Origin of the sequence: Klebsiella sp. CN_Kp066, from assembly GCF_040065135.1 — a bacterium.
Classification (GTDB): Bacteria; Pseudomonadota; Gammaproteobacteria; order Enterobacterales; family Enterobacteriaceae; genus Klebsiella; species Klebsiella oxytoca.
This window is the reverse complement of record NZ_JBEAIU010000025.1, coordinates 73,620-97,537: the sequence shown is the minus strand read 5'-3', so window position 1 is coordinate 97,537 and position 23,918 is coordinate 73,620. Positions and strand designations below refer to the sequence as shown.

At 54.3% G+C, this 23,918-nt stretch carries 22 protein-coding genes and 2 tRNA genes; 17 read left to right on the top strand and 7 right to left on the bottom strand.

Annotated features, from left to right (window positions below):
- The first annotated feature begins 427 nt into the window (after window positions 1-427).
- Window positions 428-1,936 carry a sodium/proline symporter PutP gene (putP, locus tag ABLV75_RS06905; protein WP_004100988.1) on the top strand — a complete coding sequence of 503 codons (1,509 nt, stop codon included), beginning with the start codon at window positions 428-430 and terminating at the stop codon, window positions 1,934-1,936.
- Between the two features lie 112 nt (window positions 1,937-2,048).
- Window positions 2,049-2,483, top strand: a complete 435-nt coding sequence (locus ABLV75_RS06900; RefSeq protein WP_032734361.1) for a DUF3574 domain-containing protein — start codon at window positions 2,049-2,051, stop codon at window positions 2,481-2,483.
- 129 nt (window positions 2,484-2,612) lie between these two features.
- Here the strand turns inward: ABLV75_RS06900 and ABLV75_RS06895 are convergent, their stop codons facing one another.
- Window positions 2,613-3,797: a nucleoside transporter C-terminal domain-containing protein gene (locus tag ABLV75_RS06895; protein WP_004100992.1), complete on the bottom strand. Its 1,185-nt coding sequence runs from the start codon at window positions 3,795-3,797 to the stop codon at window positions 2,613-2,615.
- Between the two features lie 272 nt (window positions 3,798-4,069).
- Between ABLV75_RS06895 and efeU the strand changes: the two genes are divergently transcribed.
- From efeU to phoH, 4 genes are all read left to right on the top strand, one after another.
- Window positions 4,070-4,900 carry an iron uptake transporter permease EfeU gene (efeU, locus tag ABLV75_RS06890; protein ID WP_004100994.1) on the top strand — a complete coding sequence of 277 codons (831 nt, stop codon included), beginning with the start codon at window positions 4,070-4,072 and terminating at the stop codon, window positions 4,898-4,900.
- A gap of 55 nt (window positions 4,901-4,955) precedes the next feature.
- Window positions 4,956-6,083 (top strand): iron uptake system protein EfeO, encoded by a 1,128-nt coding sequence (gene efeO / locus ABLV75_RS06885; protein WP_004100998.1) that lies wholly within the window; start codon window positions 4,956-4,958, stop codon window positions 6,081-6,083.
- Between the two features lie 4 nt (window positions 6,084-6,087).
- Window positions 6,088-7,368 (top strand): iron uptake transporter deferrochelatase/peroxidase subunit, encoded by a 1,281-nt coding sequence (gene efeB, locus ABLV75_RS06880; RefSeq protein WP_004101000.1) that lies wholly within the window; start codon window positions 6,088-6,090, stop codon window positions 7,366-7,368.
- A 509-nt stretch (window positions 7,369-7,877) separates the two neighbouring features.
- Window positions 7,878-8,666, top strand: coding sequence for a phosphate starvation-inducible protein PhoH (gene phoH / locus ABLV75_RS06875; RefSeq protein WP_032704643.1), 789 nt, complete (start codon window positions 7,878-7,880; stop codon window positions 8,664-8,666).
- A 50-nt stretch (window positions 8,667-8,716) separates the two neighbouring features.
- On the opposite strand, the gene ABLV75_RS06870 is transcribed toward phoH, so the two are convergent.
- Window positions 8,717-9,010 carry a YciI family protein gene (locus ABLV75_RS06870; RefSeq protein WP_348854909.1) on the bottom strand — a complete coding sequence of 98 codons (294 nt, stop codon included), beginning with the start codon at window positions 9,008-9,010 and terminating at the stop codon, window positions 8,717-8,719.
- Between the two features lie 96 nt (window positions 9,011-9,106).
- On the opposite strand from ABLV75_RS06870, the gene ABLV75_RS06865 reads away from it, so the two are divergent.
- A complete protein-coding gene (locus ABLV75_RS06865) occupies window positions 9,107-9,805 on the top strand; it encodes a hypothetical protein (RefSeq protein WP_004101005.1) in 699 nt (232 codons plus the stop codon).
- Between the two features lie 409 nt (window positions 9,806-10,214).
- Here ABLV75_RS06865 and ABLV75_RS06860 read toward each other — a convergent pair.
- The 3 genes from ABLV75_RS06860 to ABLV75_RS06850 all read right to left on the bottom strand — a co-directional run bounded on the left by ABLV75_RS06860 (window position 10,215) and on the right by ABLV75_RS06850 (window position 12,006).
- A tRNA-Ser gene (locus ABLV75_RS06860) sits at window positions 10,215-10,302 on the bottom strand.
- Window positions 10,303-10,447: 145 nt separating this feature from the next.
- On the bottom strand, window positions 10,448-11,125 hold the full coding sequence (locus ABLV75_RS06855) for an isochorismatase family protein (protein ID WP_004101006.1): 678 nt from the start codon (window positions 11,123-11,125) through the stop codon (window positions 10,448-10,450).
- A gap of 20 nt (window positions 11,126-11,145) precedes the next feature.
- Window positions 11,146-12,006 (bottom strand): pirin family protein, encoded by an 861-nt coding sequence (locus ABLV75_RS06850; RefSeq protein ID WP_204723555.1) that lies wholly within the window; start codon window positions 12,004-12,006, stop codon window positions 11,146-11,148.
- 114 nt (window positions 12,007-12,120) lie between these two features.
- Between ABLV75_RS06850 and ABLV75_RS06845 the strand changes: the two genes are divergently transcribed.
- Window positions 12,121-13,026: a LysR family transcriptional regulator gene (locus ABLV75_RS06845; protein WP_348854908.1), complete on the top strand. Its 906-nt coding sequence runs from the start codon at window positions 12,121-12,123 to the stop codon at window positions 13,024-13,026.
- Between the two features lie 163 nt (window positions 13,027-13,189).
- Here the strand turns inward: ABLV75_RS06845 and ABLV75_RS06840 are convergent.
- Window positions 13,190-13,277, bottom strand: a tRNA-Ser gene (locus ABLV75_RS06840).
- A 268-nt stretch (window positions 13,278-13,545) separates the two neighbouring features.
- Here ABLV75_RS06840 and ghrA point away from each other — a divergent pair.
- From ghrA to ABLV75_RS06805, 7 genes are all read left to right on the top strand, one after another.
- Window positions 13,546-14,484, top strand: coding sequence for a glyoxylate/hydroxypyruvate reductase GhrA (ghrA, locus tag ABLV75_RS06835; RefSeq protein ID WP_348854907.1), 939 nt, complete (start codon window positions 13,546-13,548; stop codon window positions 14,482-14,484).
- An 85-nt stretch (window positions 14,485-14,569) separates the two neighbouring features.
- On the top strand, window positions 14,570-15,307 hold the full coding sequence (locus ABLV75_RS06830; RefSeq protein WP_004101016.1) for a phosphatase: 738 nt from the start codon (window positions 14,570-14,572) through the stop codon (window positions 15,305-15,307).
- Window positions 15,308-15,329: 22 nt separating this feature from the next.
- On the top strand, window positions 15,330-15,884 hold the full coding sequence (locus tag ABLV75_RS06825) for a molecular chaperone (protein WP_004101018.1): 555 nt from the start codon (window positions 15,330-15,332) through the stop codon (window positions 15,882-15,884).
- Window positions 15,885-15,987: 103 nt separating this feature from the next.
- Complete coding sequence (locus ABLV75_RS06820) at window positions 15,988-16,470, top strand: DUF1097 domain-containing protein (RefSeq protein ID WP_026055849.1); 483 nt, start codon at window positions 15,988-15,990, stop codon at window positions 16,468-16,470.
- Window positions 16,471-16,786: 316 nt separating this feature from the next.
- Window positions 16,787-17,092: a type 1 fimbrial protein gene (locus ABLV75_RS06815; protein ID WP_004101022.1), complete on the top strand. Its 306-nt coding sequence runs from the start codon at window positions 16,787-16,789 to the stop codon at window positions 17,090-17,092.
- Window positions 17,093-17,183: 91 nt separating this feature from the next.
- The gene (ymdB, locus tag ABLV75_RS06810; protein WP_004101023.1) at window positions 17,184-17,738 is read left to right on the top strand and encodes an O-acetyl-ADP-ribose deacetylase; all 555 of its coding nucleotides are present in this window, start codon (window positions 17,184-17,186) and stop codon (window positions 17,736-17,738) included.
- Between the two features lie 46 nt (window positions 17,739-17,784).
- Entirely contained in the window at window positions 17,785-18,375 is a 591-nt protein-coding gene (locus ABLV75_RS06805) for a TetR/AcrR family transcriptional regulator (protein WP_016807604.1), read from the top strand.
- A 35-nt stretch (window positions 18,376-18,410) separates the two neighbouring features.
- Here ABLV75_RS06805 and mdoC read toward each other — a convergent pair whose 3' ends face one another.
- On the bottom strand, window positions 18,411-19,571 hold the full coding sequence (mdoC, locus tag ABLV75_RS06800; RefSeq protein ID WP_004101026.1) for a glucans biosynthesis protein MdoC: 1,161 nt from the start codon (window positions 19,569-19,571) through the stop codon (window positions 18,411-18,413).
- Between the two features lie 252 nt (window positions 19,572-19,823).
- On the opposite strand from mdoC, the gene mdoG reads away from it, so the two are divergent.
- Window positions 19,824-21,377 (top strand): glucans biosynthesis protein MdoG, encoded by a 1,554-nt coding sequence (gene mdoG, locus ABLV75_RS06795; RefSeq protein ID WP_004101027.1) that lies wholly within the window; start codon window positions 19,824-19,826, stop codon window positions 21,375-21,377.
- The gene (gene mdoH, locus ABLV75_RS06790; protein ID WP_004101028.1) at window positions 21,370-23,898 is read left to right on the top strand and encodes a glucans biosynthesis glucosyltransferase MdoH; all 2,529 of its coding nucleotides are present in this window, start codon (window positions 21,370-21,372) and stop codon (window positions 23,896-23,898) included. Before mdoG ends, mdoH begins: the two co-directional genes overlap by 8 nt.
- Window positions 23,899-23,918: the final 20 nt, after the last annotated feature.

The window sequence follows — 23,918 nt, the reverse complement described above, 5'->3', positions numbered from 1 at the left end:
AGTGATTGATTTGGCGAAGTTCGCTTCTGTGCAGTGATGAGGTTGCGTAGAAATATCTACCATGTTGCAACTTTGTGCAACCTTGTTAATTGAGAATTGTGCTGCAGGCCTGAAATTGCCGTAATTGTTAAATTGTATGGCGTTAATAGCAGCTATTCATTCCCTTTATATTTGGGGTTTTATCTGCGTGACTTAACACTTTTACGTGGTGCAACCGATAAAAACGTGAGAGAGTGCAACCTATTACAAAATGAAGTTTGGTCCCCGATGCATTTAGTGTAAATGCTGTGTTAAATCATTTGTGAAAAAACAAAGCTTCCGTCAGGATACGGTCGCCCAATACAACCAATAGGCCATTGCCCCGTTCCGGTAGTGGATAAAACGACAAATCTGGACGCTGTCGACAAAAAATTCTGGAGATTTTTACATGGCTATTAGCACACCCATGTTGGTGACTTTTATTGTTTATATTTTTGGCATGGTACTCATCGGTTTTATTGCCTGGCGTTCGACAAAGAACTTTGATGATTATATTCTCGGCGGCCGCAGCCTTGGCCCATTCGTCACCGCGCTCTCCGCCGGCGCTTCAGATATGAGCGGTTGGCTGCTGATGGGGCTGCCCGGCGCAATATTTATCTCCGGGATTTCCGAAAGCTGGATTGCCATTGGCCTGACGCTAGGCGCATGGATTAACTGGAAGCTGGTGGCGGGGCGTTTGCGGGTACACACCGAGGTGAATAATAACGCGCTGACGCTGCCGGATTATTTCACCGGCCGTTTTGAAGATAAAAGCCGGGTGCTGCGAATTATCTCGGCGCTGGTGATTCTGTTATTTTTCACCATCTATTGCGCATCCGGTATTGTGGCCGGAGCGCGTCTGTTTGAAAGCACCTTTGGCATGAGCTACGAAACCGCGCTGTGGGCCGGCGCGGCGGCAACCATTATTTATACCTTCGTCGGCGGTTTCCTTGCGGTGAGCTGGACCGATACCGTCCAGGCCAGCCTGATGATATTTGCCCTGATCCTGACGCCGGTCATGGTGATTATTTCGGTCGGCGGCTTTGGCGAATCGCTGGAAGTTATCAAGCAAAAGAGCATTGAGAACGTTGATATGCTGAAAGGGCTGAACTTCGTGGCGATTATTTCGCTGATGGGCTGGGGGCTGGGCTATTTTGGCCAGCCGCATATCCTGGCGCGCTTTATGGCGGCGGACTCGCACCATAGCATCGTACACGCCCGTCGTATCAGCATGACCTGGATGATCCTCTGCCTGGCGGGGGCCGTAGCCGTTGGCTTCTTCGGCATCGCTTACTTCAACAACAACCCGGGCGTGGCGGGCGCAGTTAATCAGAACGCTGAACGCGTCTTTATCGAACTGGCGCAGATTCTGTTCAACCCGTGGATTGCCGGGATTCTGCTGTCGGCGATCCTGGCGGCGGTCATGTCGACCCTGAGCTGCCAGCTGCTGGTTTGCTCAAGCGCCATCACCGAAGATCTGTATAAAGCGTTTTTGCGTAAAAATGCCGGTCAGCAGGAGCTGGTATGGGTTGGCCGCTTTATGGTGCTGGCCGTGGCGCTGGTCTCCATTGCCCTTGCAGCGAACCCGGAGAACCGTGTGCTGGGGCTGGTGAGCTACGCCTGGGCCGGCTTCGGCGCTGCGTTTGGTCCGGTGGTGCTGTTCTCGGTGATGTGGTCGCGAATGACGCGTAACGGCGCGCTGGCCGGGATGATCATCGGCGCCGTCACGGTGATTGTCTGGAAACAGTTCGCCTGGCTGGGCCTGTATGAAATTATCCCGGGCTTTATTTTCGGTAGCATCGGAATTGTGGTCTTCAGCCTGCTGGGTAAAGCGCCTTCCGCAGAGATGCAAAAACGCTTTGCCGAAGCGGACGCCCATTACCACTCCGCGCCGCCGGTGCGCGCGACCGCCGAGTAATGCTCTGTCGCATCATCAAGCCCGCATCATGCGGGCTTTATTGTTTGTGCCTCTTGCTAATCGATTGAAAATACGCTGATATCTGAGCATAAATATCAATGAGGGTAGCAAGATGAGTGTCAAACAGGGTGCGATGGCGTTAGTACTGGCAGGGATTTTAAGCGGCTGCGTAGCGCCCGCCGCGAAGATGGCCCCGGCGGCGGATGCTGATGCCTGCCCGGCGGATAACGCCATGGTGCAAACCACGCTTTATTTTGGCTTAAGCCGTCCGGTCGGGAAGGACATTACCGCCCAGGAGTGGCAGCAGTTCGTTGATCGCGACGTGACGACGCGCTTTCGCGATGGCCTGACGGTCTTTGACGCGCGCGGTCAGTGGCTCGGCAATGACGGAACCGTGGCGCGCGAGCAGAGCAAGGCGCTGATGCTGATCCATGGCAAAGATGCGAAGAGCGAAGAGGGGATTGAGGCGCTGCGCAATACCTATAAATCGCGCTTTGCACAGGAGTCGGTCATGCGCGTTGACCAGCCGGTCTGCGTGCACTTTTAATTGGCATCTGATGAAAGACCCGGGTTGCGGCTAACGCCTTACCCGGGCTACGCAACCTCAGCTCGTACGAGCTGCCAGCCCGGGCAAGGCGCTCTGCGCCGCCCCCGGGATCACAGGCAATAACTGCGGTTACAGTACCAGACCAGCAAAGCTGGCGGAGAGCAGGCTGACCAGCGTTGCGCCATACACCAGCCGCAGGCCAAAGCGGGAAACGATATTCCCCTGCTGCTCGTTCAGACCCTTAATCGCCCCGGCGATGATGCCGATAGAAGCGAAGTTGGCGAAGGAGACCAGGAACACTGATAAGATACCCAGCCCGCGCGGCGTCATGCTGGCAGCGACTTTTTGTAGCTCAATCATGGCGACAAATTCATTGGCCACCAGCTTAGTCGCCATAATACTGCCGGCGTTCAGCGCATCGCTTAGCGGGATACCAATCAGCCACGCCAGCGGATAGAAGACATAGCCGAGTATCTGCTGGAAGCTCAGGCCAAACAGGGTGGCGAAGAGCGCGTTAATGGCGCTAATTAAGGCGATAAAGCCAATCAGCATCGCCAGAATAATCATGGCGACTTTGAATCCGGCCAGAATATATTCACCGAGCATTTCAAAGAAGCTCTGCGATTCATGAAGCTTCTCAAGCTTGATCTCTTCCTCGCTGCCTGGTCGCGTCGGATTAATGATCGACAGCACAATAAAAGTGCTGAACATATTCAGGATCAGCGCGGCAACGACATATTTCGCGTCGAGCATACTCATATAAGCGCCGACAATGGACAGCGAAACCGTCGACATTGCGGTGGCCGACATGGTGAACAGGCGGCGCGAAGAGAGGTCGCCGAGCACGCCCTTATAGGCAATAAAGTTCTCTGATTGCCCGAGGATCAGCGAACTGACCGCGTTGAAAGATTCCAGCTTACCCATACCGTTAACTTTTGATAGCAGGGTACCAATCAGACGAATAAAAATCGGCAGAATACGCCAGTGCTGAAGAATACCGATGAGCGCGGAGATAAAGACAATGGGGCACAGCACGCCAAGGAAAATAAACGCCAGCCCTTTTTCACTCATGCCGCCAAATACAAAGTTGGTGCCTTCGGCGGCAAAGCCGAGCAGTGATTCAAAAAAGGATGCGATATTTTTCACTAGCCACAGGCCGCTTTCGGCGTGGAGAAAAAAGAAAGCCAGCGCAACTTCAATAATAATTAACTGGATAATATAGCGAATGCGGATTTTTTTACGGTCGTAACTGGCAAGCCAGGCGAGCGCGAGGATAACCGCCAGCGCCAGCAGGAAGTGCAGGAATTGAGTCATGTTGTTCATTTCGCAGTAAATAAGGCCGCCATTTAGCCACAGCTCTTCGGCCGGGTAAATATCCGGCGCAAAAAATCCCCTTATCCTGCAGGGATGGCTTAAGGCAGAGAAATAATTCCGTAGCTCATTATTTGTTAGCGATTAATTTACAAATCGTCATCATTCCCTACACATTTCACTTGTGTTTCTGATTATTGTAATGATAATCACTATCAGAAATATTTACCTAACTTTGCATCAATTGACTGCGGTTCACATTTAAGGGTTTTGGTATGTTTGTCCCATTTCTCATCATGTTACGTGAAGGCCTCGAGGCCGCGCTGATTGTCAGCCTGATTGCCAGCTATCTGAAACGCACCCAGCGCGGGAACTGGATTAGCGTTATGTGGATTGGCGTTTTCCTGGCGGCGGCGCTGTGCCTGGGGCTGGGGATCTTTATCAACGAAACGACCGGCGAATTCCCGCAACGCGAGCAGGAATTATTCGAAGGCATCGTGGCGGTGGTGGCGGTGTGTATTCTGACCTGGATGGTCTTCTGGATGCGCAAAGTGTCGCGCAACGTCAAACAGCAGCTTGAACAGGCGGTCGATAATGCGCTTCAGCGCGGCAACCACCATGGCTGGGCGCTGGTGATGATGGTGTTTTTCGCCGTCGCTCGCGAAGGTCTGGAGTCCGTATTCTTCCTGCTGGCGGCGTTCCAGCAGGATGTGGGTATCTGGCCGCCCATCGGAGCGATGCTTGGGCTGGGAACGGCAATCGTTTTAGGATTCCTGATCTACTGGGGCGGTATCCGCATGAATCTCGGCGTCTTTTTCAAATGGACCAGCCTGTTTATTTTGCTGGTTGCCGCAGGTCTGGCGGCCGGGGCTATTCGCGCTTTCCATGAAGCCGGATTGTGGAACCATTTTCAGGACGTCGCCTTCGATCTCAGCAACGTGATTTCGACGCATACGCTCTTCGGGACGCTGCTGGAGGGGATTTTCGGCTATCAGGAAACGCCGACTATCAGCGAAGTGGCTGTCTACTTTATCTATTTGGTTCCGGCGCTGGTGCTGTTCGCGCTGCCGTCGGGCAATAACACCACCGCATCCCGAGCCGCGTAGTCGGGCATCGCGAATTCAAATAGTTACAACATACTTATCGAAAGGGATGGTCATCATGATGAATCATTTTCGTCGCACTGCGCTGCAGCTTACCGTTGCCGCGCTATTCAGCTCTGCAATTTACGCCCAGGCGGCCGATATTCCGCAGGTAAAAGTTACCGTTACTGACAAACAGTGCGAGCCAATGAACGTCACCGTCAAAGCGGGTAAAACTCAGTTCATCATTCAGAACCACAGCCAGAAAGCGCTGGAATGGGAGATCCTGAAAGGCGTGATGGTGGTTGAAGAGCGCGAGAATATCGCCCCCGGCTTTACGCAAAAGCTGACGGCAAACCTGCAGCCGGGTGAATATGATATGACCTGCGGCCTGCTGACTAACCCGAAAGGCAAACTGACGGTGACCGGAGAGGCGACCCAGGGTGCCGCGAAAGCCGATGCGCTGCTTAGCCTCGGCGAAGCGATTACCGCCTATAAAGCCTGGGTTAGCGCCGAGACTGCGCAACTGGTGATCAGCACCAAAGCCTTTACCGATGCGGTGAAAGCAGGCGATGTTGAGAAAGCTAAAGCGCTGTATGCGCCAACGCGTCAGCACTATGAACGTATCGAGCCGATCGCTGAGCTGTTCTCTGACCTTGATGGCAGCATTGACGCCCGCGAGGATGACTACGAGAAAAAAGCCGAAGATCCAAAATTCACCGGTTTCCACCGGCTGGAAAAAGCGTTGTTTGGCGATAACAGCGTCAAAGGCATGGATAAATACGCCGATCAACTGCACGCTGACGTTATTGAGCTGCAAAAACGCATCAGCGAGCTGGCGTTCCCGCCGTCAAAAGTGGTTGGCGGCGCAGCCGGTTTGATTGAAGAAGTGGCGGCCAGCAAAATCAGCGGTGAAGAAGATCGCTACAGCCATACCGACCTGTGGGACTTCCAGGCCAACATTGACGGCGCGCAGAAAATCGTCGACCTGCTGCGTCCTCAACTACAAAAAGAGAACAGCGCGCTGCTGGCAAAAGTGGATGCCAACTTCAAGAAAGTTGACGCCATCCTCGGTAAATACCGCACCAAAGAGGGTTTTGAGACCTACGACAAACTGACGGATGCCGATCGTAACGCGCTGAAAGGCCCGATCACCACCCTTGCGGAAGATCTGGCCCAACTGCGCGGGATCCTCGGTCTGGATTAAGTCGATGGCAGAGCAAAAATACCCTATCAATGAACCGTCGCGTCGGCGGTTACTCAAAGGGATCGGCGCGCTTGGCGGCGCGCTGGCCTTGACCGGTGGCTGCCCGGTGGCGCATGCGGCAAAAGAGAAAAGCTCACCGGGTACGGTCTCCCCCGATGCGCGCATGGAAGCGCAGCCGTTTTATGGTTTGCACCAGGCCGGCGTGCTGACGCCGCAGCAGGCATCGATGATGATCGTCGCATTTGATGTCCTCGCCGGTGATAAAGCGGATCTGGAAAGGCTGTTTCGTCTGCTGACCCAGCGGATCGCCTTTCTGACTAAGGGCGGGCCCGCGCCGGAGACGCCGAATCCGCGGCTGCCGCCGATGGACTCGGGCATTCTTGGGCCGTGGATCGCCCCGGATAACCTGACGATAACCGTTTCGGTGGGGCATTCGCTGTTTGACGAACGCTTCGGTCTGGCCAGCCATGCGCCGAAGAAGCTGCAAAAAATGACCCGTTTTCCTAACGACTCGCTCGATGCGACGCTCTGTCACGGCGATCTGTTGCTGCAAATTTGCGCCAATACCCAGGATACGGTGATCCACGCGCTGCGGGATGTGATTAAACACACGCCGGATTTACTCAGCGTGCGCTGGAAGCGGGAGGGCTTCATCTCCGATAGCGCCGCGCGCAGCAAGGGTAAAGAGACGCCGGTGAATCTGCTGGGCTTTAAAGACGGCACCGCGAATCCATTGAGTTCGGATACTGCGTTAATGGACAAGGTGGTGTGGGTAACCGCCGACCAGGGGGAACCAGCATGGGCGACGGGCGGTAGCTACCAGGCGGCGCGGATTATTCAGTTCCACGTTGAGTTTTGGGACCGCACGCCGCTGAAAGAGCAGCAGACCATTTTTGGCCGCGACAAACTGACCGGAGCGCCGCTGGGGATGGAGCACGAGCATGATGTGCCCGATTACCGTAACGATCCTGACGGCGAAATCATTGCGCTCGACAGTCATATTCGGCTGGCCAACCCGCGCACTCCGGAAACGGCCTCCAGCCTGATGATGCGTCGGGGATACAGTTATTCGCTGGGGGTCACGAATTCCGGCCAGCTGGATATGGGGCTGCTGTTTGTCTGCTATCAGCACGATCTGGAAAAAGGCTTCCTGACGGTGCAAAAGCGGCTGAACGGAGAAGCCCTGGAAGAGTACGTGAAGCCGATTGGCGGCGGATACTTTTTTGTTCTGCCGGGGGCTGTTGACCCTCAACATTACCTCGGTCAATCGTTAGTCGAAGCCTGACGTACCTGCCCTCCGGGGCAGGGCGTTTTCTGCTGTTTTTCCATTCATTTTTTGTATTTCCTGCCTTGTTTCATTTTTCTGTAATCTTATAGTCGGAAACTCTTCCGAGCCGCCATGAGAATTATTTGTTGTTTGTATGTGAAAAATAAGTTGCGCTTAGAATTATTTCTGATGTACTTATTACAGACGCGGTAGTTCTCGGCAGCAGTATCGTTTCATTATGGAGATCGCGAATGCCCGATTGCTGTAACGGAAAACGTCAAACCCGATACCGTACTCATCAGCACGGAAGCCCCACTTCCGGCCGCGATTTTCTCACCGCCAAATCATCCCCCTCTATCACAGAATATCTGAACCCAGGCAAGGTTATCGGTGCGCGTAGCCGTGACCCTCTGCCAATTCGTCAGGCAAGCAATGGCTTACAAGGAAGCCAAACCTCAATCGTTAGTGCGCATAATCGCGTCGAACGTGACGCGTGTGATGTAAACCAACAACGCAAGGTGCTATCCATGGGAAGACAAAAAGCAGTGACCAGAGCTCGTCGTGAGGCCAAACGTGTGCTGAGACAGGATTCGCGAAGCCATAAGCAGCGCGAAGAAGAATCGGTCACATCGCTTGTGCAAATGAGTGGCGTAGAAGCAATTGGCATGGCGCGGGATAGCCGCGATCTATCGCCAATTGAAGCGCGCAATGAGGCTCAGGCGCATTATTTGAACGCCATCGACAATAAACAGCTGATCTTTGCCACGGGCGAGGCCGGGTGCGGTAAGACCTGGATTAGCGCGGCGAAAGCTGCTGAAGCCCTGATTCATAAAGATGTGGACAGAATTATTGTTACCCGTCCCGTTCTGCAGGCCGACGAAGACCTCGGCTTCTTACCGGGAGATATCGCCGAGAAGTTTGCTCCCTATTTCCGCCCGGTTTATGACGTGCTGGTGAGGAGGCTGGGGGCTTCCTTTATGCAATACTGCCTGCGCCCGGAAATCGGCAAGGTGGAAATCGCGCCGTTCGCCTATATGCGCGGACGTACATTTGAAAATGCGGTAGTGATTCTGGACGAGGCCCAGAACGTGACCGCGGCGCAAATGAAGATGTTTTTGACCCGCCTCGGGGAGAACGTGACGGTTATCGTCAACGGTGACATCACCCAGTGCGATTTACCTTCAGGCGTGCCGTCGGGTCTGGCCGATGCGCTGGCGCGTTTTGAGGAAGATGAAATGGTGGGGATCGTGCGCTTTACGACGGACGATTGCGTGCGTTCAATGCTTTGCCAGCGCGCGTTGAAAGCCTACTACTGATAGTTTCTTAGTCTGCAAAGCCCGGGAAACCGGGCTTTGTTTTTGCTTAATTACAGCAAGGCCTGCAGTGAAGGGCTGGTCATCGTGGCTTCAAAGGGAATGATATCGGCCTTCGCCACGCCAGATTGCTGAAATGGGTCCAGGCTTAACCGATTTTGCAGCGCAGCCATATCATCGCCTTTAGCCAGAATCACGCCGCCGGACCTGGGGATTTTACGCCCCGACGCGAGAAATATTCCCTCAGCATACCCTTGCTTAAGCCATTCCACGTGTTCGGCAAGCTGGGCATCTACTTCTTCAAGCGGTTTAACGTAAGTCAGAACAACAACGGCAATAGTGCTCATATTCCTTCCTGGATAGTGAGTGGTAACGCTTCGGCAGTTTATCATTAGCGTGGATAGTGTTTCAGGCTCTTTTATCACCTTTAGCAGGAGTGCGCTATGAATGAAAATAACAGCGGTTTGCTGAACTATATTGAATTGCTTAAGTCGCATGAAGCGGCTTTAAAAAACAAATTACTCGCCGGCGATAATAGTAAATCTGACCGGTGGCTATTTATCGGGTTAGTGGGGATGGTTCTGGTTTCCTTTGGCGCAATGGGCGGGTATATGCTGATCAAGCCCTCAGGCCGCTGGCTTATTGATTTGTCGATCGTACTCATAGCACTTTCCTATGTAGTGCTGATTCTCATGCCAATCATTAAAATCTACCAGCAGCGAAACACGATAAAATACTTCTTCACCATGCCGCTCAGCGCCAGCGTAGAACAAAATATTAAAAAAGAGGCCTTAACCGACGAGCGTTTTCTTGCGGATTTTGTACGCTTAGGCAAGCCTACCCTGGAGTTGGGGCTGCTCGAGATAAAGCACGAACGTGAGTTTCTGAGTAAAAGAATCAATCTTATTGTCGGCCCCGTCGATAAACTTGGTATTCTGCCAGGGATAATCTCTATGGTTATTACGTTAGCAAAACCTGTAGCAGGTCATGATTGGGTTATGGGGCTGGCATATGGCTATATCGGTCTGGTCGTTCTCTCTTTGTCGTTTATAAATTTATTGGTGAAGTACGACCGCGTCATATCGTTAACCGAGGTTGCTCTTTCGCGCTGCGATGAAGTGAAGGGCGATGTGCAGGGGTGAGGGCGGTCATAAAATGGCGGTGAATGATATGTAGCGAGAAGGATGGCCGCGCCGTGACTCTATTTCGGCCCGTCGGGGCTTCTCATCCCCCCCGGTGGCGTGCAATAGGCGAAAAAAAAGCCCGTACCTGCGTATGAGCTCTTCTTAAAATATGGCGGTGAGGGGGGGATTGACTCGCTGCGCTCGCCGTTACTCGGCCCGTCCCTGGGCCTCGCCCCTGCGGGGCCAGCGTAAACGCTGTTCAAAATTGCTCCCGGCAATTTTGTCGGGGCAGACTCCTCGCAGGCTCGTCATCTGTCCAACTGGCTGACGCCAGTTGTCGACCCCCGGTCGGGGCTTCTCATCCCCCCGGTGGCGTGCAATAGACGAAAAAAAAGCCCGTACTTACGTACGAGCTCTTCTTAAAATATGGCGGTGAGGGGGGGATTCGAACCCCCGATACGTTGCCGTATACACACTTTCCAGGCGTGCTCCTTCAGCCACTCGGACACCTCACCATATTGTTTTGCTGCTCACCTTGGGCGGGCAACGGGGCGCTACTATAGGGAGTTGCGCTAAAACGGTCAAGCAGTATTTATTCTTTTGCTATCGTTTGGTTAAGCATTGAACACTGCCCCGTCGTAGCGCGGCGGGGCAGGCGTTTTAACGCTGTGAATCAAGCTGTTCGTTATTCTTCACCACGTCCTGCGCTTTGGCATAGCTCTCGATCAGCAGCTGGTATGCCGGGAAGACTTTAGTATAAACCTCAGCCCATTCTGCGGCGTCCGGTCGATTCCATGTGCGCTGCAGTTCGGAAGCGACCGCGGCGGTATCCATCGGCACGACGCCCGCCTGAACGACCCGGGCGAGAGTGATCTCCTGCGCCATCTTGCTATAGGTGCCGGAGGCATCGATGACGGCAAAAACTCTATAGCCGTCGGCGACGGCGGCAATCGCCGGGAACGCCATGCAAACGCTGGTAATCGTCCCGGCAATAATCAATGTTTTACGGCCGGTGGCCTTTACCGCGGCCACAAATTCCGGATTATCCCAGGCATTGATCTCCCCCTTACGCGCAATATAGTGCGCATGGGGCGCATTCTCATGGATCTCAGGGATTAGCGGCCCGTTCGGTCCCTGCGGCACCGATGCCGTGGTGATCACCGGAATACCGGCTAACGAGGCCATTTTTGCCAGCGCGGCGGCGCGCGCCCGTAACTCCGGCATCGGCATATCGCCTACGGTCTGGAAGAGACCGCTCTGGTGGTCGATCAGCAGCATGGCGGTATCATTGACATCAATAACAGGACGAGAACCATTAAAGTTAGCTGGGGTAGACATATTCTTCACCTCATTCAGTATCAGATTTGGCCGAAGCGGCCGCTATTAAAATCACGAACCGCTTCTGCGATTTGCGCTTTGGTATTCATCACAAACGGGCCGTAGCCCACGATCGGCTCCTGCAGCGGCTCGCCGGCCATCAGCAGCACTTTGGCGTGACTATTGGCCGCGAGGTGGAACGTTTCACCTTTTTGGCTGAGCACCACCAGCTGACCTTCGCGGGCGTTACCCTCGCCGTTCACCACGATTTCACCTTCCAGCACCACCAGCGCCGTGCTCCAGCCAGCGGGCTGATGCAGGGTTACCTCATGACTCTGGTTTAGCTGCAGGTCCCATACGTTAAGCGGCGAAAAGGTATGCGCCGGTCCGACAACATCCTGATAGCGCCCGGCAATCACCCGCATGCGGCCAGCGTTATCCGGCAGCTCGGCGTCAGGGATGGCATCCGCCGTGATGCTTTGATAGCCGGGATGCGTCATCTTGTCTTTAGCCGGAAGATTGACCCACAGCTGAATCATTTTCAGCTCGCCGCCGGAGCGGGTAAATTCCGCCGAGTGGAACTCTTCGTGCAGGATCCCGGCGCCTGCGGTCATCCACTGCACATCGCCCGGTCCAATGACGCCGCCTCTGCCTGTTGAGTCTCGATGTTCAACTTCGCCGGAGTACACCACGGTGACGGTTTCAAATCCGCGATGCGGATGTTCGCCGACGCCGCGTTTCTCGGACCCTGCCGGGAAGTGATGAGGGCCTGCATAGTCAAGTAGCAGGAAGGGGCTTAGCTGTTCGCCGTGCGTCTGATAAGAGAACATTGAGCGAACCGGGAAACCATCGCCTACCCAATGCTGCGCAGGCGCGGTGTAGATTCCGGTAATCTGTTTCATGGCTTTCTCCAGTGCATCTGTTTCTGATGTGAATAAGCTTATATTCACCACTAATACTCCGGTAGATAGCAAAAACGGCCTATACTGTTCCAAAAATGGAACGATGGAGGAAGAATGCAGGATCTCAACGATTTAGCCTGGTTTGTGCAGGTGGTGGATCACGGAGGATTCGCGGCGGCGGGCAGAGCGCTCGATCAGCCTAAATCCAAACTGAGCCGGCGAATCGCCCAGTTAGAAGAACGCCTCGGCGTACGTTTGATTCAACGTACAACCCGTCAGTTTGCGGTAACGGAGGTGGGGCACACCTTCTATCAGCACTGCAAGGCGATGCTGATAGAGGCGGAAGCGGCAGAGCAGGCGGTAGAGACCCTGCGTTCCGAGCCCCGCGGAAGCGTCAAGCTGACCTGTCCGGTGACGCTATTGCATGCGCACGTCGGGCCTATGCTGGCGCGGTTTATGGTGCGCTATCCGGGAGTTAATCTGCAGCTGGAAGCCACAAACCGACGAGTTGATGTCGTTGGAGAGGGTGTTGACATCGCGATCCGCGTACGCCCAAGGCCGATAGAGGATAGCGATCTGGTAATGCGCGTTCTCGCCGATCGTGGTCACCGCCTGGTCGCCAGTCCACAGTTAGTAGAGCAAAAGGGGCAGCCTGCGGCGCCGTCAGAATTAAGCGATTGGCCGGGATTGAGCCTGGGCGCAGGCAAACATCAGCATAAGTGGCAGTTGACCGGCCCGGAGGGCGCACGGGCGGAAGTCTACTTTACACCCCGGCTGGTCACCACGGACATGTTGGCGCTGCGCGAAGCGGCAATCGCCGGCGTTGGGGTGGTACAGCTTCCTTTATTAATGGTGCGCGATCAGCTGGCGGCCGGCGAGCTGGTGGTTGTCCTCGATGAGTGGCAGCCGCGCAGGGAAGTGATCCATGCGGTGTTTGCCTCACGGCGCGGGTTGCTCCCCTCGGTCAGGGCGCTGGTTGATTTCCTGAGCGAAGAGTATCAGCGGATGGAGGAGGATTAGCATTTGCCTGAATCCACAAGGCGCAGGCTGTCGAACAGAGTCTGAAGCCGCAGAAGGGGGCTGTTCCCGGAGGCGGCGCGATGCGCCTGTCCGGGCTACCGGGCGGTGGCGTGCAATAGGCGAAAAAAAAGCCCGTACCTGCGTACGAGCTCTTCTTAAAATATGGCGGTGAGGGGGGGATTCGAACCCCCGATACGTTGCCGTATACACACTTTCCAGGCGTGCTCCTTCAGCCACTCGGACACCTCACCATATTGTCTTTCCCGTTATTGTCGGGAACGGGCGCTAATTTAGGGAAATACGTATCGCCCGTCAATCAACTTTTTAAAAAAATCGCGCGTTTAGCCAAACTTCAAGCAACTTGCTCCTTAAACGCGCGAGAATCGTTTTTTTTGTCACCATTCTCTTTTTCACACGCTCCCCGAACGAAATTTGCTATGCTGGCAAACCAATAGAAAACAACGAGTAAAACGCGGCGCTAACCTAACCTGCCTGTAGCGTCGGCTATCAGGAGCCCTTATGGATATCATTTTTTACCACCCGACCTTTGACACCCCTTTCTGGATTGCGGAACTGGAAAAACAGCTCCCCGGCGCGCGAGTTCGCGAGTGGAAATCCGGCGATGAACAACCCGCTGACTATGCGCTGGTCTGGCATCCGCCGGTAGAAATGCTGCAAGGCCGCGATTTAAAAGCCGTCTTTGCCCTTGGCGCCGGCGTCGATTCCATCCTGAGCAAACTGCGTGAGCATCCGGAAATGCTGCCGTTGTCGACGCCACTATTCCGTCTGGAAGACACCGGCATGGGGTTACAAATGCAAGAGTATGCGGTGAGCCAGGTGCTGCACTGGTTCCGTCGTTTTGATGACTATCAGGCTTTAAAGCAAGAAGCGCACTGGCAGCCGCTGGAGGAGTATCAGCGCGAAGACTTTCCCATCGGGATTATGGGGGCGGGCGTGCTTGGCGCAAAGGTCGCCGAAGCTCTGCAGTACTGGGGATTCCCGCTACGCATCTGGAGCCGCAGCCGCAAATCCTGGCCGCAGATCACCAGCTTTGCCGGGGAAAAGGAGCTGAACGCCTTCCTGAACGGAACACGAGTGCTGATTAACCTGTTGCCCAACACGGCGGAAACCGTGGGAATTATTAACAGCTCGCGCCTGGCGCAGCTGCCGGATAATAGCTATGTGCTGAATCTGGCCCGCGGAGTACATGTGGTTGAAGACGATCTGCTGGACGCGTTGAATAGCGGTAAGTTGAAAGGCGCGATGCTGGATGTTTTCAGCCGTGAACCGCTGCCCGAAGCGAGCCCGCTGTGGCGCCATCCGCGCGTGGCAATGACGCCCCACGTGGCGGCCGTTACCCGGCCTCTGGAAGCCATTGCTTTTATCGCCAAAACCATCGGTCAAATGGAACGGGGTGAAACGGTCAGCGGGCAGGTCGATCGCCAGCTGGGATACTAAGCGTCAGCCCCGCCTGCGCGGGGTTTTTGCTGCTCTCAGGCGCAGATTCCTGCTATTCTTGCCACAAACAGAGAAGGAGATTGTGATGTATCCTGTTGACCTGCACATGCATACCGTCGCCAGCACCCACGCTTACAGTACCCTGCACGACTACATTGCGGAAGCCAAGCGCAAGGGGATCAAACTCTTTGCCATTACCGATCACGGGCCAGATATGGCCGATGCGCCGCACCACTGGCATTTTATCAATATGCGTATCTGGCCGCGTCTGGTGGATGGCGTTGGTATTCTGCGCGGTATTGAAGCCAACATTAAAAATACCCAGGGCGAAATAGACTGTACCGGCCCGATGCTCAATTCGCTGGACCTGATTATTGCTGGCTTTCACGAGCCGGTGTTTCCTCCGCAGGATAAAGCCACGAATACTGAGGCCATGATCGCCACCATCGCGAGCGGTACGGTGCATATCATCAGTCATCCGGGGAACCCGAAATTTCCCGTTGATATTCCGGCTATTGCCGCCGCCGCGGCGAAGCACCATGTGGCGCTGGAAATCAATAACTCATCTTTTGTCTCGTCACGCATTGGCAGTGAAGATAATTGCCGTGCCGTCGCGGCGGCCGTACGGGATGCCGGCGGTTGGGTGGCGTTGGGCTCAGATTCTCATACGGCATTCACGCTCGGTGATTTTACCGAATGCCGTAAAATCCTTGATGCCGTAGATTTTCCGCAAGAGCGGATTCTAAACGTGACGCCCCGGCGTCTGCTTAATTTCCTTGAATCGCGTGGGATGCCAGCGATTGCGGAATTTGCTGAACTTTAATTTGAATAACTGGAATAACTGAATGAACGAGTTTTCAATCCTCTGCCGCGTGCTGGGCTCTCTCTATTACCGTCAGCCGCAGGATCCGCTGCTGGTTCCGCTATTTACCCTTATTCGCGAAGGGAAGCTGGCGGCAAGCTGGCCGCTGGAGCAGGATGAACTGCTGGAGCGCCTGCAAAAGAGCTGCGATATGCAGGCTCTGGCTGCTGACTACAACGCGTTGTTTGTCGGTGAAGAGTGCAGCGTAGCGCCATTTCGTCGCGCATGGGTAGAGGGCGCTACGGAAGCTGAAGTTCGAGCTTTCCTCAGCGCGCATGGAGTTCCCACGGGTGAGGGCGCGGCGGATCACTTAGGATCCTTACTGCTTGCCGCATCCTGGCTGGAAGATCACGCGGCAGAAGATGAAAGCGAAGTTCTGGAAACGCTGTTTGCTGAGTATATTCTCCCCTGGTGCGGCGCATTCCTTGGCAAGGTTGAAGCGCATGCGACTACGCCGTTCTGGCGCACGATGGCTCCGCTAACTCGTGAAGCGCTTTCAGCCATGTGGGATGAACTCCAGGAAGAAGGTGAACAATAAATTGTGATTTAAATCACAATTAAAATGCAACGAGTGATTTCTTAATTCATTTAGTGTGTTCCATATCTCATTTGGCCGGCGCGTTTCTGCTATGATACGCGCCATGAACATACTCTTCGCAATCGCATTAACGACGGGCTTACTCTCTGCAATTTGGGGATGGGTTGCGGTCGCACTGGGTCTGCTGAGCTGGGCGGGATTTCTCGGCTGTACGGCTTACTTTGCCTGTCCGCAAGGTGGGTTAAAAGGGCTGGTTATTTCCACCTGTACGGTAATGAGCGGCGTAGCGTGGGCGCTGGTGATTATTCACGGCAGCGCGCTGGCGCCTCAGCTGGAAATAGTGAGCTACATCATGACCGGTATCGTGGCGTTTATGATGTGCATTCAGGCGCGCCAGCTATTACTCTCTTTTGTGCCGGGCACCTTTATCGGCGCCTGTGCGACCTTTGCCGCCAGCGGCGACTGGCGTTTGGTTTTACCTTCACTGGCGCTGGGGCTGGTCTTTGGCTACGCCATGAAAAATAGCGGCCTGTGGCTGGCGACGCGGGCGGAAAAGAATAAATCCCTGGCTAACGAAAGTCGTTAACCGCGCTTCGCTCATACTGCTTCTAAACCTTCCCTGTATTCATGTGTTAAAAGAGCCCTACGGGCTCTTTTGCTGTTTTTGGCAGAATATCGTCCATAGCCTTCTCCTTCCTTAGTTTATTTTCCTCTATAAATCAGCACGATAAGCTGTACTGATAGTCAGTGAATCGATTTTGTAATCATATTTATATAAATGCTGGTTATTTGTTTTTAAAATGTTAATACAATTGGGCTGAGGTAAAAAAATGTAACTCGATGCGCTCATGGATGGCTGTGCTTTTTTTAATAGCTAGACCAACAAGCAGAGGGGTTTTACAATGAAAACAATTAGATACATATCACTTGCGGCCCTGTTTTTTTTACCCACGAGTTTCAGCCCGGCGATTGCCGAACAGACAGTCGCCGGTGTTATTCATTTCTATGGAAGAGTTGTGGAAGCGCCCTGTCAGCTCAATGCTATCAAGAATCAGGTGGTGATGGATTGTCCGAGGGCGGAAACGGTGCGGATCTCTGCCCGTCAGCTGGAGAAAGGGGATGTTCACAATGAAAATATCCGTTCCGCGCAGTTGAGATATATTAACCCACAACGGACTCTCGCTATTCTGGACGTTGATTATCGCTAACCTCCGGCGCCCCCAGGCTTTCGTCCCGGGGGCGATCGTGCCATATTATCCTCGTTTATCTATTTCAAGACGCATGCCGACAGGAGGAGAAATGGCTGTTCAACCTGAGGTAATTCTCGGCGACATTACCACGCTGGCGGTCGACGTTATCGTCAATGCAGCAAACCCTTCGCTGTTAGGCGGAGGAGGCGTAGACGGCGCAATCCACCGCGCAGCAGGCCCGGACCTGCTGGCTGCCTGCAAAGTTGTGCGCCAGCAGCAAGGGGAGTGTCCGCCGGGCCATGCGGTGATAACGACGGCAGGAAACCTGCCCGCCAGCGCGGTCATTCATGCCGTGGGGCCGATCTGGCACGGTGGTGACAGGCAGGAGGCGGAATTACTGGCGGACGCCTATAAAAATAGCCTGCAGCTGGCCTCGGCAAACAATTACCGCTCTATTGCTTTCCCCGCTATCAGCACCGGCGTTTACGGCTACCCTAAACAAGCTGCCGCCGAGATAGCCATTAATACGGTGAATGCATTTCTTACTCGCTACCATCCTCTGGAACGCGTTTGTTTCGTCTGCTTTGATGCCGAAACCGCCAGTATCTATAACCGATTACTGGAGGAGAGTCGGGCACAACTCGGTCGCCATAATAAGTTATGATAGCTTTCTCCGATCGCGGGGATCCATCATGACAGGAGATTTATCGGTGGCTGAAGGGAAGGTTCTACAAAAACAACGGCTTCGCCGGACGGAAATTGTGGTCGCGGCGCAAAAATGCTTTGCTGAAAAGGGCCTGCACGGCGCCTCAGTGGCAGATATCGCGCGGCGGGCTGGTCTGAGCGTCGGCCAGCTTTATCGTGTTTTTGCCAGTAAAGAAGAGATTATCGAAGTCATCGTCAGCGAGATAGTGAACGCCAGAGTTGGCGAGATGGTTGCCGGGAATCATGATTTGGCCCGCATGGCGTCGGTTTTAGCCGGCGCGATCCCGGCGAGCGAGAGTACGAAAAATGATAATTATCTGCTAATGGAGATTAACGCCGAAGCCTCCCGAAATCCGCGCCTGCGAGAAATCATGAACCAGGCCGATCGACGCCTGAAGGAAGAGGGGGGAAAACTTACCCGGCACTACCACCCCGAAATGACCGCTGAACAAATTAGCGTCGCCTGCGAATTTATCGCGATATTAACCGAAGGGGCGGCGTATCGCTGCGACCTGGCGACTGCCCCGACGGTGGATAAAGCGGCGATGGAAATGCTTTATCGCGATGTCTTTAACCTGGTGTTCACGCGAAAATAGCGCTGCTGTGCTCGTATAGCGCAGCAGCATAATTTTTAACCGGCAGAAGTCTGCGGCTTCGCCGTTTTTTGCTGGAATTTTCCGGAAAAAAGAAAGCGCAACAGCGGTATTCGCAGGTGGATTTCATACAGGACCAGCGCAATACCCACCACAAATACCAGTCCGGTAATAAATCCCAGCGTATTGGACTTAATTATCGGCGTGATCCACGCCCCGTAGAGCAGAGTCAATGGATGGTGCACTAAATAGATAAACAGCGATGCGTTGACGAAATAGGTTACCCGCGCGGACTGGAAATTTAGCAGACGGTGGCCAAGCGAAAAGACCACGTTGACCATCCATAGCCCCAGCACCATGGTAATGACGGATTCTGTTTCATACATCCAGCCATCGCCGGAACCGTACTGCTGATTCAGACGATAGGCGATAAAACCCAGTAGCGCTGCGGTATAGCACCAGGGGGAGGGCGTAGTGAACATGAGCTTCAGGCGTGAATTGATAAACGTCTGCGCGCCGAGAATAAAGAAAGGCAGATAAAACAGCGTCTGCATAACGACGAAATTGAACAGACCGTTGCTGAGAATGGGCGGGTAAAGAATAAAAAGGGTGCGGCGAATGACCGCATACAGCACGCCCAGGGCAAGAAAAATCATCGATAGCTGGCCTAATGTGACGGTGTCACCGAAGGTTGGCGCAGCGGCAGAACGCTGGCGCGTCAGCCATCTAAACATCACCACGCCCAACGAGGTCAGGACCACCAGGACGAGCAGAAACCACAGGTGGGAAATCAGCTCCCAGGCAAGGGTATTGAATTTGTCATAGCCTGAAAGCGTGTGCCAGTTTTCCGCTTTTCCCTTAACGTACTGCAGCATAATAAACTGCGGCAACGTCAGAAGAGGGATGGCAGTTAACATGGGAATGCCTACCCGCTCAACGCGAACTTTCCACCATTTCTTCAACGGATAGCGTAGAAAAAGCATGTAGGAAAAATAGCCGGAAATAACAAAGAAGACCTGCATGCGAAAGGCATGGATGAAGTCGTTGAACAACGTCAACCACCACGACGGCTCTGCGCTGTTGACGTGCCAGCTGTGGCTGGAGTAAATAAGCGAGATGTGAAAAGGGATCCCCAACAGCATCAGCCAGGCGCGGATGCTATCGAAAAAATATTCACGCTGTACCGGAGTATTATTCATACAATATCACTACATTCTCAGACAAATCGTCTTATCACTCAACGTGATAACGTTTAAATTCTCTGCAACCCTACATGAACTCTGGTTATCTGTCTCCAGGATAAGCACGCAAAGTGCAATCGGGGCAGTGAACTGCGTATTCCCTGTGCCGCCAGGCCGAACAATGCAGGGATTATGTTGTCGGAATGCCTGAGTTTCCATTAAAATAGATCGGATCGATTTAAGCACACAAAGGGGGAAGTGCTTACTTATATGAAACATAAACCACAGATGATGAAAATGCGTTGGTTAAGCGCAGCCGTAATGTTGTCCCTGTGTACTTCATCTGCATGGGCATTCAGCATTGATGACGTCGCAAAAGAGGCACAAACGTTAGCCGGCAAAGGCTTTGAAGCGCCTAAAAGTAACCTGCCCTCTGCCTTCCGCGATATGAAGTATGCGGACTATCAGCAAATTCAGTTTAATCACGACAAAGCTTATTGGAATAATCTGAAAAGCCCATTCAAGCTCGAGTTTTATCACCAGGGGATGTATTTCGATACGCCGGTCACCATTAATGAAGTGACGGCAACCAGCGTACGTAAAATTAAATATAGCCCGGACTATTTTAATTTTGGCAACGTCCAGCACGACAAAGATACGGTTAAAGACCTCGGCTTTGCGGGCTTCAAAGTCCTGTATCCGATCAACAGCAAAGACAAGAATGATGAAATCGTCAGCATGCTCGGAGCCAGCTATTTCCGCGTGCTTGGCCAGGGTCAGGTATACGGTCTTTCCGCTCGTGGGCTGGCGATTGATACCGCGCTGCCTTCCGGCGAAGAGTTCCCGCGTTTTCGTGAGTTCTGGATTGAGCGTCCAAAAGCGACCGATAAACGCCTGACGATTTACGCCCTGCTTGATTCCCCGCGCGCAACCGGCGCCTACCGTTTCGTGATTATGCCCGGCCGCGACACCGTAGTGGACGTGCAGTCTAAGGTCTATCTGCGCGACAAAGTCGGCAAGCTCGGCGTGGCGCCGTTGACCAGTATGTTCCTGTTTGGGCCACATCAGCCGTCGCCGACCACGAACTATCGTCCGGCGCTGCATGACTCCAACGGCCTGTCCATCCTGGCCGGCAACGGCGAGTGGATCTGGCGTCCGCTGAATAATCCAAAACATCTTGCCGTCAGCAGCTATGCGATGGAAAACCCGCAGGGCTTTGGCCTGCTGCAGCGTGGCCGCCAGTTCTCCCGTTTTGAAGATCTTGATGACCGCTACGATCTGCGCCCCAGCGCATGGATTACGCCGAAAGGTGATTGGGGTAAGGGCAAAATCGAACTGGTCGAAATCCCGACCAATGATGAAACCAACGATAACATCGTCACCTACTGGACGCCCGATCAGCTGCCCGAACCCGGCAAAGAGATGAATTTCAAATACACCATCACTTTCAGCCGCGATGAAGACAAGCTGCACGCGCCGGATAACGCTTACGTTATGCAGACCCGCCGTTCTACCGGCGACGTCAAGCAATCGAACCTGATTCGCCAGCCTGATGGCACCATTGCCTTTATTGTCGATTTCACCGGCGCCGAGATGAAAAAGCTGCCCGCAGATACGCCAGTGACTGCCCAGGCCAGCATCGGCGATAACGCTGAAATCGTTGAAAACACCGTGCGTTATAACCCAGTGACTAAAGGCTGGCGTATGATCCTGCGCGTCAAAGTGAAAGATCCTAAGAAAACCACGGATATGCGCGCTGCGCTGGTCAATACCGACCAGACGCTGAGCGAAACCTGGAGCTATCAGCTGCCTGCCAATGAATAAGATAACGAAGTACATCGATGCATTGCCGCTGTCGGATGCAGAAAAGCGCGCGTTACCTGACGCGAGTCTGCAGGCCGTACATCAAGCACTGGACGCTGAACATCACGTTTATAAACGGGAAGATGACTCCCCGCTGGGGTCGGTGAAAGCCCGACTGGAGCATAGCTGGCCAGATTCACTGGCCGGTAATCAGCTGGTGAAGGATGATGAAGGGCGCACGCAGCTGAACGCCATGCCGAAAGCAAAACGTTCCTCTATGTTCCCGGACCCATGGCGTACTAACCCGGTCGGGCGCTTCTGGGATCGTCTGCGCGGACGCGATGTGACTCCGCGCTATCTCTCTCGCCTCAGCCAGGAGGAACAGGCGAGCGAGCAGAAATGGCGTACCGTCGGCTCTATTCGTCGCTATATTCTTCTGCTGCTCACCCTGGCGCAGACCGTCGTGGCGACCTGGTACATGAAAACCATTTTGCCCTACCAGGGCTGGGCGCTGATTAACCCGGCGGACATGGTGGGACAGAACCTGTGGATCTCCTTTATGCAACTGCTGCCGTATGTGCTGCAGTCCGGGATCCTGATTCTTTTCGCCGTGCTTTTTTGTTGGGTTTCTGCGGGTTTCTGGACTGCGCTGATGGGCTTCCTGCAGCTACTTATCGGCCGCGATAAGTACAGTATCTCCGCGTCAACGGTCGGGAATGAGCCGTTGAATCCGGAGCATCGCACCGCGCTTATCATGCCTATCTGTAACGAAGACGTTGACCGCGTATTCGCGGGCCTGCGCGCGACCTGGGAGTCGGTAAAAGCCAGCGGTAATGCCGAGCACTTTGATGTCTATATCCTGAGCGATAGCTACAACCCGGACATCTGCGTGGCGGAGCAAAAAGCGTGGATGGAGCTGATTGCCGAAGTGCAGGGCGAAGGGCAGATCTTCTACCGTCGCCGCCGCCGCCGCGTGAAGCGTAAAAGCGGTAACATTGATGACTTCTGCCGTCGGTGGGGGAGCCAGTACAGCTATATGGTGGTGCTGGATGCCGACTCCGTAATGAGCGGTGAATGTCTGAGCGGCCTGGTGCGCCTGATGGAAGCGAACCCGAATGCCGGGATCATTCAGTCTTCACCCCGCGCATCGGGTATGGATACGCTCTATGCGCGCTGCCAGCAGTTTGCTACCCGCGTCTACGGCCCGCTGTTTACCGCCGGTTTGCACTTCTGGCAGTTGGGGGAATCCCACTACTGGGGTCACAACGCGATTATCCGGGTGAAACCGTTTATTGAGCACTGCGCGCTGGCGCCGCTGCCGGGCGAGGGCAACTTCGCCGGGTCAATTCTGTCGCACGACTTCGTGGAAGCGGCGCTGATGCGTCGCGCCGGGTGGGGCGTATGGATTGCTTACGATCTTCCCGGCTCTTATGAAGAGCTGCCGCCAAACCTGCTGGACGAGCTGAAGCGCGATCGCCGCTGGTGTCAGGGTAACCTGATGAACTTCCGCCTGTTCCTGGTTAAAGGGATGCATCCGGTTCACCGTGCAGTGTTCCTGACCGGCGTGATGTCATACCTGTCGGCACCGCTGTGGTTTATGTTCCTTGCGCTCTCTACCGCTCTGCAGGTAGTGCATGCCTTGACCGAACCGCAGTACTTCCTGCAGCCGCGGCAACTGTTCCCGGTCTGGCCGCAGTGGCGCCCGGAGCTGGCTATAGCCCTGTTTGCTTCGACCATGGTGCTGCTGTTCCTGCCGAAGCTGCTGAGCATTATTCTGGTTTGGTGTAAAGGGCCTAAAGAGTACGGTGGCTTTATCCGCGTCACGCTCTCTCTGCTGCTGGAGGTGCTGTTTTCGGTGCTGCTGGCGCCGGTACGTATGCTGTTCCATACCGTCTTTGTGGTCAGCGCGTTTCTCGGCTGGGAAGTGGTGTGGAACTCGCCGCAGCGTGACGATGACTCTACCCCATGGGGTGAAGCGTTTATGCGTCACGGATCGCAGATGCTGTTGGGTCTGGTCTGGGCGGTGGGCATGGCATGGCTGGATCTGCGTTTCCTGTTCTGGCTGGCGCCGATCGTGGTCTCGCTGATTCTGTCGCCGTTCGTGTCGGCTATTTCCAGCCGCGCCACCATTGGCCTGCGCACTAAGCGCTGGAAGCTGTTCCTGATCCCGGAAGAGTACTCTCCGCCGCAGGTGCTAAAAGATACTGACGCTTACCTGACGCTTAACCGCCAGCGTTCTCTGGACGATGGCTTTATGCATGCGGTATTCAACCCGTCGTTTAACGCGCTGGCAACAGCGATGGCTACTGCGCGCCACCGTCACGGGCATATTCTGGATATCGCTCGCGAACGTCACGTTGAACAGGCGCTGAACGAGACGCCGGATAAACTTAACCGCGATCGTCGTCTGGTCTTGCTGAGCGACCCGGTGACCATGTCGCGTATGCATTATCGCGTGTGGGCCGCTCCGGAGAAATACTCTTCGTGGGTGGCAGCTTATCAGCAGCTGACGCTGAATCCGCTGGCGTTAAAAACCAAGTAAGCCGTACCTTAAGGAAAATA